The following is a 16,700-nucleotide window of genomic DNA, read 5'->3' as shown; positions in this document are numbered from 1 at the left end:
GAGAGATGGAAGGTCAACGACTGGGAGGACGGTACCAATTGGAATCCCGCGTCGGTGGGGGCGGTATGGCTATTGTGTATAAGGCCAGAGATTTGATTTTGAATCGTCCGGTAGCCGTCAAGGTACTGCGCTCGCAGTTTTGCACGGATGAAGACTTTGTGAATCGGTTTCGGCGCGAAGCACAGGCAGTAGCAAGCTTGTCTCACCCCAATGTGGTGGGGGTTTATGATGTAGGCCAAGAAGGCGATACCCATTACATGGTGATGGAGTACATAGAAGGCTACACGTTAAAAGAAGTCATCATTCAGCGGGGAGCTTTGCCTGTTGAAGAAGCGGTTAGAATTGCCGAACAGATCTGCGATGCTCTCGACCATGCGCATCAGAACCAAATTATTCACAGAGACATCAAGCCGCACAATATCATGATTGGAAAAAATGGGCGGGTAAAAGTAACGGACTTCGGGATTGCCCGAGCAGTTACCTCCGCCACGATTACACATACAAATGCAATGCTGGGGTCGGTTCATTATTTTTCTCCAGAGCAGGCCAGAGGCGGCATTACAGGAGAAAAGTCGGATCTGTACTCACTGGGGATTGTGCTTTATGAAATGGTTACAGGTGAACTTCCTTTTTCCGGAGATTCGCCAATCTCTGTAGCACTCAAGCATTTGCAGGAGCCGCTGCCCGAGCCGCGTACCGTAAACCCGGCAATCCCGCAAAGTGTGGAAAACGTCATTTTCAAGGCGCTCGTCAAAGATCCGTTTCTCCGCTACTCTTCAGCAAGAGAAATGCTTGAAGATTTGGAGACCTGCCTATTTCCAGAACGCTTGCATGAAGACAAGCTGATCTTTCCTGAGGATGATGAAATGACAAGAGTCGTTCCCATCATTACTCCGGAAATGATGGAGGGCAACACCAACGGTCGGACAGGTGTAGGACAGCGCAAGCGCCAAGAGCCGCAAAATGACAGCGAAGAAGAGAAGCCAGCCAAGAAGTGGTGGCTAAAAACGATTCTCTGGTTAGCAGGGATTGGACTGTTCTTCGTGCTCGCGTTCTTCGGCTTCAATCTGCTGTTGAATTTTGTGCCATCTGTACCTGAAGTATCGGTTCCTCCAGTGGAAGGCTCCCCTGTATCTCTTGCCACGAAAAAGATCGAGGAGGCCAAGCTCGTCCCGCAGGTCATCGAGGAGGCTAATGACTCCATCGAAAAGGGAATAGTCATCAGACAGGATCCGGGGCCCACGATGAAGCTGAAGGAAAAGGCTGTCGTGACGATCTATGTGAGCAAAGGGCAGGAACAAATTGACATGCCAAATCTCGTTTCCTTGCCGCGTTCGACAGCAGAAGACACCTTGAAACAAGCAGGCTTCAAGCTGGAAAATGTCACCTTTGTGGAAGAGACGGATGATCAGGCCGAGGTAGGACAGGTTATCAAGCAGTCACCTGAAGCAAATGCCAAAGTATATCCGACAAAGGATAAGGTAACCATCACTGTCAGCAAAGGCAAAGGCTTCGTCAAAATGCCTGATGTTAGGAACAAATCTACAGAGGCTGCACAAGTTGAGCTGTATAAGGAAGGACTCTTAATAGGCGAAATTAAAAAAGAGCCTACTTATATAACTGACAAAGAGGGCATTGTGCTATCGACTCATCCTTACGATCCAGGTATGTCGGTGCAAAGAGGTGTTTCTGTACCATTAACAGTAAGTAACGGACAATATCCTGCTGACGCCAAGTTCCCGAATATACCTGTTTTCGTCGAGGTTGTTCCGGGTGAAGAAATTGAAATCAAGATCGAAGTTACAGATGCACGCGGAAAAAATATGGTCGTATACCAGGAAAAAATTGCAGAGAGCAAGGAATACGGGGTTCCATTGGTTCTCTCTCCGCAACAGGACGGAAAGGTCGTTGCGACGGTTAAACGACCAAACGACACCCAGTTTAATGAGTATCAAACCATTCCAGTAGCATATAGTAGCTTGCCATAAGGATAGTGGAGGGACATGAATGCCAGAAGGACGGATTGTGAAAGCGCTGAGTGGCTTCTACTATGTAGCCGACGAAGGGCGCATCTACAGTTGCCGTGCACGAGGGCTTTTCAAGAAAAAAGACGCCAAAGTAAATCCGCTTGTCGGTGATTGGGTCGTCTATGATCCGATTAATGAGGAAGAAGGCTATGTGATGGAGGTGGGCGAGAGGACCAGTGAGCTGGTCCGTCCGCCCATTTCCAATGTGGATCAAGCGGTACTCGTTTTTTCAATGTACAAGCCGATGTTTAGTCCACTGCTCTTGGACAAGTTTCTCGTGCACACAGAACGTGCAGGGATCGACTCTGTGATCGTTTTATCCAAAGCGGACCATGTCTCAGAGGATGAGGTCGCTGAGATTGTCAAAAAGTATGAAGCGATCGGCTATACCGTCATACCTACATCGACGGTCCAGGAGCGGGGGCTGCAAGAAGTACGTGACATTTTGCATGACAAAATCTCTGTATTCGCCGGACAGTCCGGTGTGGGGAAATCATCGCTCATCAACATGCTTTTCCCGGGTGTCAGCCTGCAAACGGGCGATGTCAGTCAAAAGCTTGGGCGAGGAAAGCACACGACACGTCATGTTGAATTAATACCGGTGGATGGCGGTGGATATGTAGCAGATACACCTGGATTCAGTTCACTGGAGTTTATGGATTTTACTGAACTGGATTTGGCTGACTGCTTCCGTGATTTCGCCGCCCTGAGCCCCGAATGCAAGTTTCGTGGTTGCTTGCATGTTAGTGAACCGTCCTGTGCAGTACAGGAAGCACTGGCTGCAGGGGAGCTCTGCATGGAGCGCTATGAAAACTATAAACAATTTCGTGAAGAGCTAAAAGAATATCAACGGAGGAACAAGCCATGGTAAAAATCGCACCTTCTATCCTGTCAGCAGATTTTGCCCGTTTGGGCGATGAGATTCGAGATGTAGAAAAAGGAGGCGCGGATTGGATTCACGTCGACGTCATGGATGGGCATTTTGTTCCGAACATCACAATCGGGCCGTTGATTGTAGATGCGATCCGTCCGGTAACCAATCTGCCACTTGACGTGCATCTCATGATTGAGGACCCGGATCAGTATATTCCGCAGTTCGCTAAGAGTGGAGCGGATTGGATTACGGTTCATCAGGAAGCATGTCGCCATTTGCACCGTTCCCTGTACTTGATCAAGGAGCAAGGGGTAAAGGCAGGCGTTGTTCTCAATCCTGCTACTCCACTGGCAACGATTGAACATGTACTGACTGATCTGGATATGGTCTTATTGATGACTGTCAATCCAGGCTTCGGTGGACAAAAGTTTATTCACAATGTCGTGCCGAAGATTAAAGAACTGCGCCGTATGCTGGACGAGCGTGGCTTGGGACACGTTGAGATTGAAATTGACGGCGGAGTTAATGCCGAAACAGCGCGTCTGTGTACGGAAGCGGGAGCGACTGTTCTTGTAGCGGGAAATGCTGTATTCAATCAAGCAGATCGAGCGCAAGCAATCGCAGCTGTTCGAGGATAATGATTCAATCAAGCAAAGCCATTTGGTGCTTCCGAGCACCGATGGCTTTTTTGTTTACCGATCCGTGCGCAGGAACAAAAAAGAAACCGAGAACAAAAGCGTTCCCGGTCTACCATCATTTTGGTAAAAGTAACTGCCTTACGGTCGATCAGATGTAACGTAAGTACCTGCAATCAAATCGTGGATCGCTCGCTTGTCTTGACGAACACCAACCATAATCGCACTAGCAATTGCCGCAAGTCCAAAAGTAATAGCGTAAATGAGTCCCCCTACAAGCACGCGGAGCAGCATAGCTCCAATTCCTACAGGCTCTCCGTCCACCTTTACGATACGAATGCCAAGGATTTTCTTCCCTACGGTATATCCATACCAGAAGATCGGTAGCAACAGAGTATACAGGGTCGAGATTGTATTGGTCGACCAGTGTCCTTGATTTTCACCTGTGATCAAGTACGCAATAATTGATAATGGTATACCAATAATGAGGCCATCCAAGATAGCTGCTCCAAAGCGACGCCAGAAGCCAACAGGATTGCTAAGCAACGGTTTTGTTACTTCCAAACTTTCCATCATCTCATCTCCTTCTTTTTTCGATAGGAATATATATATGTCTGCCCAATCGAAAGTAGAGCAAGACAAGATTCCATTATAAAGATAACGGAACCAAGTTTTGCCATATCCATTATAAGCATGGAAATAATCGGATTTCAAGCTGGGAAATAACATGGAGCACAAGGCTTTATATACAATTAATACTATTTAGGAAAATAAACCCACTAAAACAATAGGTCTATTTTACCAGTAAACTAAATCGTTTAATGGTGTAATCCATAAAGTCAATAGTGAAAAAATTGCAAAAATCATTTCTTTTCAACAATTTTAGTCATGAAAACTAGTCTGATAAACAAATTTCATGCGAACGAAAATAGTTCTAATGACCTATGTTTTATTCTTGCCATGAATGAGTTTTTGTGTCCGTGAATCCGGTCTTTGTTTTAAAAACGATAGGAATTAAAAAACAGGACATACTACAGCCATCAATCATTTATGAAAATCAATTTGTGTATAAAATTCTGTATATTGGATATTTAAAATAAGGGTAAAAAACAGTTGAAATTGTCTAGTTATTGTTTAAAATAATCATTGCTATGCATAAATATAAGTTGTCGTGTAAAATATCTCAAGCAAGCATGACAGCTTTTGCAGCAATTCAATTTCAATGGGGGTTCAACATGAAAAAACATACTTTCTTTTCGATGGCGCTTTCTTCTCTTTTGGCAATGGCAGTCATGACAGGCTGCGGAACAGGCAACCAGTCCGGAGCTGGGCAACAGCCAAGCCAGCCTCAAGCAGGACAGGGGCAAACGACTCCAGCTACTGGGGGAGCGAAAACGTTGACGATGGCAACCTCTGCCGATTTCAAGCCGTATGAATTTCACGATTTGACGAGCGGTAAAGATGAAATCGTCGGCTTTGATGTAGACATCGCCAAATATATTGGAAAAGAGCTTGGCTACGAAGTGCAAATCAATGACATGAATTTTGACGGACTCGTTCCTGCCCTGCAAACGAAACGTGCAGATTTCGTGATGGCGGGTATGAACCCAACACCTGATCGCGAAAAGAATGTTGATTTCTCCGTCGTTTATCATGAGGCGAGAAATACGATTGTTTCCAAAAAAGATTCCGGGGTCACCAAGCTTGATCAGCTGGCAGGCAAAAAGGTAGCGGTTCAGCTTGGCTCCACACAAGAAACAACTGCTAAAGATGCAGCTAAAACCGTACAAGGGCTACAGGTTGTTTCACTGAACAAAATCGGTGAAATTGTAGAGGAAGTAAAGACTGGTCGTGTAGATGCGGCAATCATTGAAGACCATGTAGCAAAAGGCTTTGTGGAAAACAACGAGGGCTTGCAGCTGGCTACGATTGAAACCGCAGAATCTACTGGTACGGCGATCGCTTTCCCGAAAGGCTCGGAGCATGTAGAGGAGTTTAACAAGGTAATTAAAAAGATGCAGGAAAACGGAGAAATGGACAAGCTGATTCAAAAATGGTTCGGACAATAATTTCTCCTCCGCACAGCATGAGGAATTAACAACTTTTGCAAGGAGTGGGGAAGGGCATGAATTTGGATTTTGCACAAATTGTGCCCTATATCCCTTTCATTTTCGAAGGGATAAAGGTCACGTTACAGGTCACATTGCTTTCTGTTGTACTTGGTTTTATCTGGGGTTCCATTCTTGCACTTATTAAAATATCTAAGTTCGGGCCGCTGAACTGGCTAGCTGTCGCCTATACTTCTGTATTTCGCGGCACACCGCTCATTTTGCAGCTCACCTTTGTTTACTTTGCGACCCCTCAACTGACAGGCTACAACATTTCACAGCTGGAAGCAGCCGTTTTGACGTTTACGTTGAACTCAGCAGCGTACATCTCCGAGACGATTCGCGGGGGGATTTTGGCCGTCGATAAAGGGCAGTGGGAAGCAGCAAAAGCCTTGGGGATTCCCTACAGACGAATGATGCTGGATATCATCCTGCCACAAGGGATCAAAAATATTTTGCCTGCGCTTGTGAATGAAACAATTGCTCTCTTGAAAGAATCAGCTCTCGTTTCCACCATCGGCTTGGCGGATATTTTGCAAAATGCGAACGTCGTCAAAGGGGCGATTTATCGTTACTTTGAGCCATACCTCATCGCGGGTGTCCTGTATTATGTCATGGTCATGTTCCTGACCTGGATAGCGCGTGTCGTGGAACGGAGGATGAGACGCAGTGATTAAGATAGACAACATTACGAAATCGTTTGGCCAACTGGACGTATTAAAAGGAATTACAACCGAGATTGGAAAAGGTGAAGTGGTTGCGATTATCGGACCATCCGGCTCTGGTAAATCGACGCTTTTGCGCTGTATGAATCTGTTGGAGGTTCCGACGACGGGGAGCATTGCGATCAACGGAGCAGAGATTACCGATCCCAAAGCAGATGTCATGAGAATTCGCCAGCAAATCGGGATGGTATTTCAGCATTTTCATTTGTTTCCACATATGACTGTCTTGAATAATTTGACCTACGCGCCGATCAAGGTAAAAGGCATGTCCAAGTCCGAAGCTGAAAAAAAAGCGAAGGAGCTATTGGCACGAGTAGGGCTGTCCGACAAGGCAGGCGTCTATCCTTCGCGTTTGTCCGGTGGTCAGAAGCAGCGTGTAGCAATCGCTCGATCATTGGTCATGGAGCCGGAAATCATGCTATTCGATGAGCCGACCTCTGCGCTCGATCCAGAGATGGTAAAGGAAGTGCTGGAGGTTATGAAGGGCTTGGCGCATACGGGGATGACGATGGCGATTGTGACGCATGAAATGAGGTTTGCTGAAGAGGTATCGGATCGAATCTTGTTTTTAGATGATGGACGTTTGCAGGAAGATACACCACCCAAAGAGTTTTTTCAAAATCCGAAAAGCGAGCGAGCCAAGCAGTTTCTGGAAAAGGTTCGCTAAGTGTGCAAAAAGAGTCGCGGAGTGTTATTTCCGCGGCTTTTCTCTTTGACTTCACCATATACTTGGGCTAGAATCACCTTTGATAGATGATTGCTCTATTTTCATTATTCATGATGTTTTATAAGGAGTGAGTTTTTTGGATCGACAACGATTACTGACTTTGCTGGAGATGGCGATGATGGCCGCTCTTGCTGTTGTATTTAGCCAGATCAAGGTTTTTGACATGCCGCAGGGCGGCTCTGTTTCGCTTGTAATGGTCCCGATCGCTTTGATTGCCGTGCGTCGCGGGGTAGTAGCAGGGATCGTCACAGGGACGATCGTAGGCCTCTTGCAGCTGATGCTAGGCAGCACGATCGTAGATCCGATCCAGCTGCTTTTGGATTATCCGCTTGCTTTTGCAGCACTGGGACTGTCTGGCCTCATACGTCTTTCTGGCTACGAAGGAAAGAAACAGCGAATCATGGTTTTATGGAGCAGCTTGCTTATTGGAGTTATCGGCAGATTCATGTGCCATTTTATTTCCGGGATTGTCTGGTTTGGTCATTATACTCCAGAAGGAACCCCTGTAGCCTGGTACTCATTCGTTTACAATATTACGTACCTGCTGCCAGAGATGATCATTTCGGGTGTAGTCCTAACCATTGTTTTGGGAAGTGCCTCTTCCTTGCTGTTTCCGGCGCGCGATCGATTAGCGTAATTGGACTTGCATAATCTTCAATAGTTTCACATATTTTATTCAGGCAGCGAGTGAGTTGCCTGATTTTTTATTTCTAACAGCGTCTACATTTTCGCCAGGCAGGATACATGTTTATCCGACAGCAGAATATGATGTAATATGCACGATTGGGAGAACACCTGAAGGAGGTGCGGTATAAAATGGGATTGCGCTCCTATCGCCTGCGACAGGGGGGCGCCTTGCGACGTGTTCTCGGGGCTCTGTTGGCTGTCGGGGGAATCACCATTTTGCTCTTCATGGCACCTCCGTGGGTTTGGTATAGCCTGTTAGCATTGGCACTCATAGGAGCGGGCTTGTTGTTTTTAAAGTGAAAAACGTCTTGGCGTTTTTCATTAAAGTGGATGTGACTGCTTGCGGTCAACAAAACGATCATGACCGTTTTGTATCGCGGGAAGTAATTTCGGTGAGGAGGGGTAGCATGCGGTTTTACACCATCAAGTTGCCGAAGTTCCTGGGTGGCATGATTCGCGGCATCATCGAGGCCTTCAATAAGAAAAAATGATGGCGCGACCTCGGCCTCCTGAAGGAGTGGGTGAACAAAAGCAGGAAATGCAAAAAAGCACCTCGAGGGTGCTTTTTTTCGCATCGTAGCAAGAACTACACGCGAGTTACGAGACCGGATTTCAGTGCTCGGGTACTTACATAAACGCGCTTCGGTTTTCCATTTACAAGAATGCGCACTTTTTGTACGTTAACACCCCAGGTGCGGCGAGTTGCGCGCATGGAGTGGGAGCGAGCGTTTCCAGCTTTAGCAGATTTACCTGTTACAAAGCAACGACGTGCCATTACGATCCACCTCCCTTGTTACATCTAAACGGGATTTCCTTGTGGGAAATACAAATACTCGACTATAGTAGCACACCATTGCTGTCAATTGCAATACTTGACAAGCGGATAAGCCTTGTTTTCTTCTATACTGATCTGCTTCGACAAAACGCTTCATTTCTCATATTTGTTAGTGTAGAATTGAAGGAAGCATGGTTACGCTTTCCAGAGCGGTCAAGCTGTTTCATAGACTAGCGGCAAATTTGTCGTAACTATGTCGAAAGTGCAGCCGTATATGTATGTGTGGAAACAAAGGAGGAGACCTTGCATGACAGTTGAAATGAGTACGCCTCTCGGAAAAATTGATGTAACAGAAGACGTAATCGCTCGGATTGCTGGGGGAGCGGCCATGGAAGTCTTTGGGCTGGTAGGTATGGCTTCCCGCAAAGCGTTGAAGGATGGAATCGCTGAGCTACTCGGACGTGATAACCTGAGTAAAGGTGTCGTTGTACACAATACAAACGGTGAAGTAGTTTTGGACATGCATATCATCGTCAGCTATGGCGTGAAAATTTCCGAGGTTGCAGGTAATGTACAGCGACGTGTGCGCTACACACTGGAGCAAACCGTAGGGGTCGATGTAACTGCCGTTAATATTTTCGTGCAGGGAGTTCGCACAGACATAGATACATAAGGAGGAACATCAGTTGGTACATACGCGTCTAGATGGCGAGCTGTTTAGCCGAATGGTTTACCTAGGGGCAAGCCTTTTGTCCGAAAACGTCAAGGTGGTAGATGGATTAAATGTATTTCCTGTGCCTGACGGAGATACGGGAACAAACATGAATCTGACTCTGTCATCAGGTGTGGAGGAGCTGACTCGCAAGGAATCTCCACGCATTACAGAGGCATCTGCTACTTTGGCAAAAGGCTTGCTGATGGGAGCGCGTGGTAACTCCGGTGTAATCTTGTCTCAGTTGTTCCGTGGCTTCAGCAAATCTGTTAATGGAAAAGACGTCATTACGACTCGTCAGTTTGCTGACGCATTAAAGGCCGGCGTCGACTCGGCTTATCAGGCAGTAATGAAGCCGGTAGAAGGCACAATTTTGACTGTGGCTCGTGAGGCGGCTGAGATGGCGATTCGTGCCGCGCGCACGTCAGATGACATCGCCGTTGTCATGGAAAAAACATATGAGCAGGCGCAGGCGACTCTCTTGCGTACACCAGAAATGCTGCCTGTTTTAAAAGAGGTAGGCGTTGTAGATTCAGGTGGACAAGGTCTGCTGTTTATTTATGAAGGATTCTTGCGTGCCTTGCGTGGAGAAGTGCCGGGCGAGCTGAAAAAAGAGTCGAAGCCGGCAATGGCTGAGGAAGAGCTGGACAAGCTGATTTCTGAGCAGCACCATGCGCAAATTCACATGAAAACCGAAGATATTACATATGGCTATTGTACAGAGTTCATGGTTCACATTGCTCACAGCACAGAGCCAAACAAAAAGCCGTTTTCTGAAGCCTTATTCCGTGGGCATTTGGATACGATGGGCGATTCCTTGCTTGTTGTCTCTGATGATGAGATCGTCAAGGTACATATTCATGCCGAGCATCCAGGTAGCGTCCTTCAATACGCTCAGCAGTTTGGAAGCCTGCATCGACTCAAGATCGAAAATATGCGGGAGCAGCATGCGAATATCCTGAAAGCTGAAGAGAGCAAAACAAATCCGTCTGTTGAAGTAGCCGTGCAGTCAAAAGGCGATGCGCTTCCGTATGGATTGATCGCCGTAGCAGCTGGTGAGGGTATCTCCAAGATTTTGCGGAGTATGGGTGTGCATGTGGTAGTCGAGGGCGGACAAACGATGAACCCTAGCACCGAGGACTTCGTAAAAGCAATTGAGAGCGTGCATGCTGAGAAAATCATCATCCTGCCTAACAATAGCAATATCATCATGGCTGCACAGCAGGCTGCTGATTTGACATCGATTCCTGTTGCCGTAATTCCAAGCAAGAGCATCCCACAGGGGCTCGCTGCACTGATCACCTTCCACGCAGATGCCGAGCTTGAGGCGAATGCGAAGTCGATGGAAAAAGCAATTTCTCAGGTGAAAACGGGAATGGTTACCCACGCGGTTCGCGATACACGCATGGGTGATGTGGAGATTGCTGAAGGCGATTATATCGGCATCGCTGAAAAAGAAATTGTAACAGCTGGTCCTGATCTGATGGAGTCCGCTGCAACACTTCTCAAGCAGCTCCTCGACGATGAAACAGAGATCGTGACTATCTTCCTCGGAGAAGGAGCGACAGAAGAACAGGCAGAAGCGCTGCAAACGACTGTTCAAGATGCCTATCCGGATGTCGAAGTGGAAATCCAGGAAGGCGGTCAACCGCTGTACCCATTTATTTTTTCTGTCGAGTAATTGTGAGAGGAGCCTTGTGAATGCCAATTGTAATTCTTACCGACAGTGCGTCTGATATTGATGCAACTGAGAGGCAATCATTAGGAATTGTCGCCGTTCCACTGAAGGTTATGTTCGGATCGGAAACCTATCAGGACGGGGTGACCATCTCTTCAACCGCCTTTTTTGAAAAGCTGAAGCAGTCGTCGATGCTGCCGACTACCTCGCAGCCGTCTCCGCTTGAATTTGCAGAAAGCTACAAAGCCATACATGAGCAATATGGAGATGGCGTACAAATTATCGCCATTCTGCTGTCGGGCTCACTCTCCGGCACGTACCAGTCTGCGATGATTGCGAAGTCAATGCTCGAAGAAAACATCGATATCACGGTAATCGATTCCCGTAAAGCGTCTTATGTGCACGGAATGATTTGTGTAGATGCGGCAAAAGCGGCGCAGGCTGGTAAAAATAAAGAACAAATTTTAGACATGATCGATCGCTATCTCGATGAGGTACAGGTCTACTTCATCGTAGATACGCTGGAGTTTCTGCAAAAGGGTGGCCGAATTGGACGTGCATCTGCAGTCATCGGTTCGTTACTTAACATCAAACCGATTTTGACGCTCGATCCGGCTGGTTATGTCAGCGCTTTTGACAAGGTGCGCGGAACGAAAAAGGCGTTGAACAAGGTTTTTGAGACCTTGCAGGAATACGCTCAAGGCCAGCCTGTCAAAATTGCCGTCCTGCATAGCTGTGTTCCTGATCAGGCCGCAGAAATTCAGGAACGCTTGAAGCAGGAGTTTCAAGTAACAGACGCCCATTTGGAAGAGATCGGTCCGGTCATTGGTACGCATACTGGACCTGGTCTATTAGGAATTGTGATGGTAAAAGATTTGTAAGGAACGAAATGACAAAAGCTTCCCTGGCAATGGGGAAGTTTTTTCTTTGTCTGTAACCTTTTTCCACCTAACCATGTCTTACTTTTGAAGAGAGGAATGGTGGATGATGAAGACACGTACAAAATGGATTGCAGGAGCAGCGCTCGGGGCAATGCTGCTGGCAGGCTCTGCTCTTGCCGAAAGCAAATGGAACTTATTTATCAATGAACAGCCATTTGCTGACAGCTATTTGGGCATCAAGCAGGATAACGGCAATGTGCTTGTGCCAGTAGACAAGCTAGCGGAAGCATTTCATGGCAAGGCGACCGTCGATCTTGCCAAGCATGAGGTGAGGGTGACATTGCCAGAATCAACGATGCAATCCCATCAGGTCACGCGCTTGGAGGATGCTTTGCTGGCGACCACCCCAAAAGAGGCCCTCGATACTTGGGTAAAAGGAATCCAGACGCGCAATGGCGCTCTGCAATATGCGGTGTTCTCTCCGGAGCTGCGGAAAAAAACGCAGGTGGAGTTTTCGGATAACTACTGGGTTACGGGCGGCTCCAGTCCGCATATGGCTGGATTGGAAAAGCTGGAGGTCAAGCAAATAAACGACACGACGACCCAATATACCTTTGATTACAACCTAGTTGCTTCCAACTGGCATGGTATGGGGAAGGCGGTTGTCACTGTCCAAAAAATGAAGACGGATCGTAATGAGGGATGGTTTATTACGCGCGTGCAGATGAAAGATCCTGGTGACACTGGAATTACGATCGGTGTAGAACAGCTGTAAATATTTTTGCTCCCTTTTTCATGAAAGGGAGCTTTTTTCATCCCGTATAAGGACAACCTCGGGAAATACTTTATCTAAGGCCCTGTCTTCTCATACAGCAAAAACGCAACCGAGCTGAGGGTACATTCAGTAGGGAAAAGGGCTAGGCAGTGTTTTTGTTTCAAAAAGCCGGGGGAAAAACAGCTAGCATACTTTCCTATGTAGCGTATTATCTGCCTGTAGGATACAATGAGAGTGAATCTTGTTGAACCCTTGTGATTCAGGAGGAGAACCGGTTGAAATATAAAAGTGTTTTTGATATTATCGGCCCAATCATGGTTGGTCCATCCAGTTCCCATACCGCAGGTGCAGCCCGGATTGGCCGGGTAGCACGGAAGCTCTTTGGAAGGCAGCCGAAGCGCGCCGAGATCACATTCTATGGCTCGTTTGCCAAGACATACCAAGGGCATGGCTCGGATGTGGCCACTGTTGCCGGGATTCTTGACTTTGACACGTTTGACCTGCGTTTGAAAAACTCGCTGCTGCTCGCTGAGAAAGCGGGACTGGAAGTTATTTTGACGACGTCAGATGTGCTAACCGAGCACCCTAATACTGCACGGATCAAGCTGTCCGATGACCAGCATCAGATTGAGATCGTCGGTGTCTCCATCGGTGGAGGAAAAATTGAGGTATTGGAAGTAAATGGTTTCGACTTGCAGCTAGGCTTTGATACGCCTACCTTGCTTGTTTTGCATGAGGATCGTTTCGGGATGATTGCAGCAGTGGCAAAGGTACTGACACACTATCGGATAAACGTAGGGCTCATGGAAGTGTCAAGACATGACCGTGGTTCACGAGCGTTGATGGCGATTGAGACGGATTCGACAATCTCGCCTGAGGTGCTGGAGGAAATTCGGCAGATCCCTCATATATTTGATGTATCCCTGCTTTCGTTGAATTAGCTCTCGTGCCCACTTAGGCAGTGATGAAGAGGAGTGACTCTAACTAGATGTTTCGCAATGTGGCTGAACTGGTCGAATTGGCAGAATCACAGGGTAAAAAAATCTCCCAAGTGATGATTGAAGCGGAGATGGAGGTTTCCCAGCGTACGCGGGATGCCATCATGCAGGATATGTATGCCAATCTGGATGTAATGGAAAAAGCAGTGCGTCGCGGCTTGACAGAAGATATTCGTTCTCATAGTGGTCTTACTGGTGGCGATGCAAAAAAACTGCAGGAATATATGAAGACAAAGCCTTTTTTATCAGGGCCAACTCTACTCAATGCCGTTTCCATGTCTGTTGCGGTCAATGAAGTAAACGCAGCGATGGGAACGATCGTGGCTACGCCTACTGCAGGTGCTTGTGGGATCGTACCAGGTACGTTGTTTGCCGTGTCTGACAAGCTCCAGCCAAGTCGTGAGGAGATGGTCAATTACTTGTTCACGGCTGGTGCGATTGGTTATTGTATCGCCAATAATGCCTTTATATCAGGGGCAGCAGGTGGTTGTCAGGCAGAGGTAGGCTCTGCGACAGCGATGGCAGCAGCAGCCATTGTAGAAATAGCTGGCGGTACGCCGGAAGAATCTGCGCAGGCAGTAGCGATTGCCATGAAAAACATGCTCGGTCTGGTTTGTGACCCCGTAGCTGGACTGGTGGAAGTGCCATGTGTCAAACGCAATGCGATGGGAGCGGCGATTGCAACCGTAGCAGCAGATATGGCGATGGCAGGAATCAAGAGCGTCATTCCGACAGATGAAGTCATCGAAGCGATGTATCGGATCGGCTGTGCGATGCCGAATACGCTGAAGGAAACAGCACAGGGTGGATTGGCAGCAACCCAGACAGGCCGTATGATCGAAGCCAAAGTGTTCGGCGTACGGATGGAGAAGTAATGACAGAGGCGTATTTGGCGCCCGTCTCCCTTTTGCACGGGGTAGGGGAGGAGCGGGCGAAAGCTTTTGCTGGACTCGGAATTCATAGCATTGGTGATTTACTGGAGTATTTCCCATCGCGCTATGAAGACTACCGCGTGCGTGATTTGACAGAAGTAAAAGATGGAGAGAGGGTCACGCTGGCGGGAACGGTGTACGGCGAACCCTCTGTTCGTTTTTACGGAAAAGGAAAATCACGCATCTCTGTCAAGGTAGTCATGGACCGGGTAGTAGTAACCGCTGTCTGGTTTAACCAGACGTTTATCAAAAGCAGACTGTCACCGGGTAAGGAAGTTCTTATCACCGGAAAATGGGACAAGCATAAGCTGCAGATCACTGTCAGTGAGATGACAGAAGCAGATTCAGAGCGTGCGACCAAGCGTGGTGAGCTTGCCCCGATTTATCCGTTGGGGGGAGACGTGACCCATACCTTGCTGCGCAAGTCGATTCAACAGGCTTTGCGGCAATATGGAAAGGACGTACCTGAAATCTTGCCTGCGGACATTGTCGAGCGCTACCGCCTGATGCCTCGAGTGGATGCCTTTCATTCGATCCATTTTCCAGTAAATGCGGAGGATGGGCGGCAAGCACGGCGGCGTATCATGTTTGAGGAGCTTTTTTTATTCCAGTTAAAAATGCAAACACTGCGTCGCATCAATCGGCAGCAAACGGAAGGAATGGCGCTTGCTATTCCGATGGACGAGGTGCGTCAGTTTGTAAGCTCTCTGCCATTTCCCCTTACGGATGCGCAGAAGCGAGTCGTCAAAGAAATTTTGGATGATATGCGTTCTCCTCATGCCATGAACCGGCTGCTGCAAGGTGATGTAGGTTCGGGTAAAACCGTAGTAGCGGCGATCGCACTGATTGCGGCTGTAAAGGCTGGTTTTCAGGGAGCGCTCATGGTGCCGACCGAAATTTTGGCGGAGCAGCATGTGCAGTCCCTGACCGCTCTGCTATCTGACTACGGGATACAAGTAGCTCTGTTGTCCGGCTCTTTGACAGCCAAGCGGAGGCGGGAGGTCATTGCTTCCTTGCAAATGGGCTTGATTGACGTGGTGGTAGGGACACATGCGCTGATCCAAGAGGACGTGTTTTTCTCACGTCTCGGCCTGGTAATTACGGATGAGCAGCACCGCTTTGGTGTCGAGCAGCGGCGCATCCTGCGCAGCAAAGGCTTAGCACCTGATGTTTTGTTCATGACAGCGACGCCGATCCCTCGTACGCTTGCGATCACAGCTTTTGGCGATATGGATGTATCGACGATTGACCAGATGCCCGCAGGTCGTAAGCCAATTGAGACGACGTGGAAAAAGCATGATCAATTCCCAGCTGTTCTGGAGCAAATGCGAGACGAGCTGCGCAAAGGGCGACAAGCATATGTCATCTGTCCATTAATCGAAGAATCGGAAAAGCTGGACGTACAAAATGCAATTGATGTACATGCACAGCTATCCCATGTCTTTCCCGAGTTTGGTGTGGGACTCATGCATGGACGCTTGCCTGCCAAGGAAAAAGATGCCGTGATGCAAGCATTTCTCTCTGCGGAGCATGCGGTTCTCGTATCCACGACGGTAGTAGAGGTCGGGGTAAACGTGCCGAATGCGACGTATATGGTGATTTATGACGCAGAACGCTTTGGTCTGGCTCAGCTTCACCAGCTGCGTGGTCGTGTAGGGCGGGGCTCCGAGCAATCGTATTGTGTGCTGATCGCTGATCCAAAATCCGAGATTGGGAAAGAGCGGATGCGCGTCATGTGTGAGACTACAGACGGTTTTGAGCTCTCCCAGCGCGATTTGGAGCTGCGTGGGCCTGGTGATTTCTTCGGTACCAAGCAAAGTGGTCTGCCTGAATTCAAGGTCGCGGATCTTTTGAGCGACTACAAAGCTCTGGAGGTAGCTAGACAGGAGACAGCACGATTGGTGGCTGACAATTCCTTTTGGCGAAATCCAGACTACCATTGGCTGAGGGATTACTTAAAGCGTGAGGGTGTTCTCGACGGGATTGTTTTCGACTAACGCATGGCTAAATACAATTAGAGTGAAGAGACCTTTCTAGTATGAAGTGCCCCCTGTCAAGTAGACAGTAAAAAAACAAAAACTTGGACACCAATCAAAAAATGGTTGGTGTCTTGTTTATGCTGCTGATGTCTTGAGATGTTCTCTATATTCCATTGGGGCCATACAC

18 protein-coding genes are annotated in these 16,700 nt (G+C 47.9%); 16 read left to right on the top strand and 2 right to left on the bottom strand.

Annotation, left to right across the window (positions count from 1 at the left end):
• The first annotated feature begins 5 nt into the window (after positions 1-5).
• Genes pknB through rpe form a run of 3 tightly spaced genes read left to right on the top strand, consistent with a single transcriptional unit; the run spans position 6 to position 3,539 of the window.
• Positions 6-1,988, top strand: a complete 1,983-nt coding sequence (gene pknB, locus C3B52_RS16830) for a Stk1 family PASTA domain-containing Ser/Thr kinase (RefSeq protein ID WP_103107570.1) — start codon at positions 6-8, stop codon at positions 1,986-1,988.
• 19 nt (positions 1,989-2,007) lie between these two features.
• Positions 2,008-2,898: a ribosome small subunit-dependent GTPase A gene (rsgA, locus tag C3B52_RS16825; protein WP_103107569.1), complete on the top strand. Its 891-nt coding sequence runs from the start codon at positions 2,008-2,010 to the stop codon at positions 2,896-2,898.
• Positions 2,892-3,539 (top strand): ribulose-phosphate 3-epimerase, encoded by a 648-nt coding sequence (gene rpe, locus C3B52_RS16820; RefSeq protein WP_103107568.1) that lies wholly within the window; start codon positions 2,892-2,894, stop codon positions 3,537-3,539. Before rsgA ends, rpe begins: the two co-directional genes overlap by 7 nt.
• Before the next feature lie 138 nt (positions 3,540-3,677).
• On the opposite strand, the gene C3B52_RS16815 is transcribed toward rpe, so the two are convergent.
• On the bottom strand, positions 3,678-4,109 hold the full coding sequence (locus C3B52_RS16815) for an RDD family protein (RefSeq protein WP_103107567.1): 432 nt from the start codon (positions 4,107-4,109) through the stop codon (positions 3,678-3,680).
• A gap of 662 nt (positions 4,110-4,771) precedes the next feature.
• Between C3B52_RS16815 and C3B52_RS16810 the strand changes: the two genes are divergently transcribed.
• From C3B52_RS16810 to spoVM, 6 genes are all read left to right on the top strand, one after another.
• On the top strand, positions 4,772-5,605 hold the full coding sequence (locus C3B52_RS16810; protein WP_103107566.1) for a transporter substrate-binding domain-containing protein: 834 nt from the start codon (positions 4,772-4,774) through the stop codon (positions 5,603-5,605).
• Positions 5,606-5,661: 56 nt separating this feature from the next.
• The gene (locus C3B52_RS16805; protein WP_103107565.1) at positions 5,662-6,321 is read left to right on the top strand and encodes an amino acid ABC transporter permease; all 660 of its coding nucleotides are present in this window, start codon (positions 5,662-5,664) and stop codon (positions 6,319-6,321) included.
• Positions 6,314-7,036 carry an amino acid ABC transporter ATP-binding protein gene (locus C3B52_RS16800; RefSeq protein ID WP_103107564.1) on the top strand — a complete coding sequence of 241 codons (723 nt, stop codon included), beginning with the start codon at positions 6,314-6,316 and terminating at the stop codon, positions 7,034-7,036. Before C3B52_RS16805 ends, C3B52_RS16800 begins: the two co-directional genes overlap by 8 nt.
• Positions 7,037-7,172: 136 nt before the next feature.
• Positions 7,173-7,733 carry an energy-coupled thiamine transporter ThiT gene (gene thiT / locus C3B52_RS16795; RefSeq protein ID WP_103107563.1) on the top strand — a complete coding sequence of 187 codons (561 nt, stop codon included), beginning with the start codon at positions 7,173-7,175 and terminating at the stop codon, positions 7,731-7,733.
• 179 nt (positions 7,734-7,912) lie between these two features.
• A complete protein-coding gene (locus C3B52_RS36495) occupies positions 7,913-8,083 on the top strand; it encodes a hypothetical protein (RefSeq protein WP_164684820.1) in 171 nt (56 codons plus the stop codon).
• A gap of 107 nt (positions 8,084-8,190) precedes the next feature.
• A complete protein-coding gene (spoVM, locus tag C3B52_RS16790; protein WP_005831022.1) occupies positions 8,191-8,274 on the top strand; it encodes a stage V sporulation protein SpoVM in 84 nt (27 codons plus the stop codon).
• A 95-nt stretch (positions 8,275-8,369) separates the two neighbouring features.
• Here the strand turns inward: spoVM and rpmB are convergent, their stop codons facing one another.
• Positions 8,370-8,558, bottom strand: a complete 189-nt coding sequence (rpmB, locus tag C3B52_RS16785) for a 50S ribosomal protein L28 (protein WP_005831020.1) — start codon at positions 8,556-8,558, stop codon at positions 8,370-8,372.
• Between the two features lie 307 nt (positions 8,559-8,865).
• Here rpmB and C3B52_RS16780 point away from each other — a divergent pair, with 307 nt between their 5' ends.
• From C3B52_RS16780 to recG, 7 genes are all read left to right on the top strand, one after another.
• Positions 8,866-9,231, top strand: a complete 366-nt coding sequence (locus C3B52_RS16780) for an Asp23/Gls24 family envelope stress response protein (RefSeq protein ID WP_103107562.1) — start codon at positions 8,866-8,868, stop codon at positions 9,229-9,231.
• Positions 9,232-9,244: 13 nt separating this feature from the next.
• The gene (locus tag C3B52_RS16775) at positions 9,245-10,951 is read left to right on the top strand and encodes a DAK2 domain-containing protein (protein ID WP_103107561.1); all 1,707 of its coding nucleotides are present in this window, start codon (positions 9,245-9,247) and stop codon (positions 10,949-10,951) included.
• A gap of 20 nt (positions 10,952-10,971) precedes the next feature.
• Positions 10,972-11,829 (top strand): DegV family protein, encoded by an 858-nt coding sequence (locus C3B52_RS16770; protein WP_103107560.1) that lies wholly within the window; start codon positions 10,972-10,974, stop codon positions 11,827-11,829.
• 103 nt (positions 11,830-11,932) lie between these two features.
• Positions 11,933-12,604, top strand: a complete 672-nt coding sequence (locus C3B52_RS16765) for a hypothetical protein (protein ID WP_103107559.1) — start codon at positions 11,933-11,935, stop codon at positions 12,602-12,604.
• Positions 12,605-12,879: 275 nt separating this feature from the next.
• A complete protein-coding gene (sdaAB, locus tag C3B52_RS16760) occupies positions 12,880-13,545 on the top strand; it encodes an L-serine ammonia-lyase, iron-sulfur-dependent subunit beta (RefSeq protein ID WP_103107558.1) in 666 nt (221 codons plus the stop codon).
• Positions 13,546-13,592: 47 nt separating this feature from the next.
• Positions 13,593-14,477 (top strand): L-serine ammonia-lyase, iron-sulfur-dependent, subunit alpha, encoded by an 885-nt coding sequence (gene sdaAA, locus C3B52_RS16755; protein WP_103107557.1) that lies wholly within the window; start codon positions 13,593-13,595, stop codon positions 14,475-14,477.
• Positions 14,477-16,531 (top strand): ATP-dependent DNA helicase RecG, encoded by a 2,055-nt coding sequence (recG, locus tag C3B52_RS16750; protein ID WP_103107556.1) that lies wholly within the window; start codon positions 14,477-14,479, stop codon positions 16,529-16,531. Before sdaAA ends, recG begins: the two co-directional genes overlap by 1 nt.
• Positions 16,532-16,700 lie beyond the last annotated feature (169 nt).

The organism is Brevibacillus reuszeri (genome assembly GCF_002897295.1).
Classification (GTDB): domain Bacteria; phylum Bacillota; class Bacilli; order Brevibacillales; family Brevibacillaceae; genus Brevibacillus; species Brevibacillus reuszeri_A.
Note: the sequence above shows the minus strand (reverse complement) of the source record. Positions and strands in the feature narration are given on the sequence as shown.